Here is a 1,200-nt window from a genome sequence, read left to right as displayed (position 1 = left end):
AGTAGTGAATTATTCGCACTGCTACTGCATAAGCTTTACCGTATCGTTATTCATAGCTCAACTCTCAGGCGGTGGTTGCCACAAGTCGGCATCGTCTGGCGTCGTGCGGCACCGACGCTGTATATCCAAGACCCAGATAAAGAAGCTAAGTTAGCAGCCATGCGGGAGGCACTTGAAAATTGCAGCGTGGACCATCCGGTGTTTTATCAGGATGAGGTGGATATCCACCTGAATCCGAAGATTGGTGCCGACTGGGGCTTTAAAGGTAAACAGCGTAAGGTAGCTACACCCGGCCAGAATAAGAAACACTATCTGGCGGGGGCACTGCACAGCCAGACAGGACAAATCAGTTATGTTGGTGGTGAGCGCAAGACCAGTGATTTGTTTATTGCGCTGTTGGAGCAACTGAAAGGGCAATACCGGCGAGCGAAAAGTATCACGCTAATTGTGGATAATTACATCATCCATAAGAGCAAAAAAACGCAGAAATGGCTGAATGAGAACCCAAAGTTCAAGCTCTTGTTTTTACCGGTATACAGCCCGTGGCACAACAAAATTGAAAAGCTATGGCATGCGTTGCATGAAACGATAACCCGTAACCATCAGTGTAAGAACATGGATGACTTACTGGAGCAGGTATACCACTTTATGGACACAGCGGCTCCGTTCCCAGGTGGCAAGCATGGCTTGAAGCAGGTGTATCACAATTAGGATCAGTTATCTAGTCAGCAGTAAATCCCTAGCATGGACTTGCATCTGGCACCAAACTCTACGCAGTTCTTTTCCATGTGCCGCGCAAAAACTTTAGCTCAAAACCGTTCAGTATTCGGTAATGCTGAAGTGAACGTTGATGTCCGCTATTCGCTCTTAGCTGCCTGTCAGGTGAAGTCTAAACCTAATCAACAAAACTGTAAGATGAGATATGAGCGTTCTACGGACAGCCTGTTCTACGGACAGCCAACTCACACCACACCTAGGTCAGTTAATCGGCCAATAGCGGTCATTGAATTGTTATAGTAGTAATTCCATATCAACCCTGTGCATGTCTAGGCCCCAACCATCAGTGATTTCTTTAATTGTCTTTGCCCCAAATTTTTCGAAGAAAGGAGCTGAAAGATGACTGGCGGCGATATCTATAACTTTCATGTCACTGTCCTTTGCCATTTTCTTAGCGTAAGACATCATTGCCGTTCCGATGCC

2 protein-coding genes are annotated in these 1,200 nt (G+C 46.3%); one reads left to right on the top strand and one right to left on the bottom strand.

The genetic code is table 11. From position 1 onward, the window contains the following. Nucleotides 1–711, top strand: a 711-nt coding sequence (locus NH454_RS22260; RefSeq protein WP_235374377.1) for an IS630 family transposase, incomplete at its 5' end; no start/stop codon positions are given. A 300-nt stretch (nt 712–1,011) separates the two neighbouring features. Here the strand turns inward: NH454_RS22260 and NH454_RS22255 are convergent. Next, nucleotides 1,012–1,200, bottom strand: a 189-nt coding sequence (locus NH454_RS22255) for a GNAT family N-acetyltransferase (RefSeq protein ID WP_235374376.1), incomplete at its 5' end; no start/stop codon positions are given.

Origin of the sequence: Pseudoalteromonas sp. Ps84H-4, from assembly GCF_024124645.1 — a bacterium.
GTDB classification, from domain to species: domain Bacteria; phylum Pseudomonadota; class Gammaproteobacteria; order Enterobacterales; family Alteromonadaceae; genus Pseudoalteromonas; species Pseudoalteromonas lipolytica_C.
Note: the sequence above shows the minus strand (reverse complement) of the source record. Positions and strands in the feature narration are given on the sequence as shown.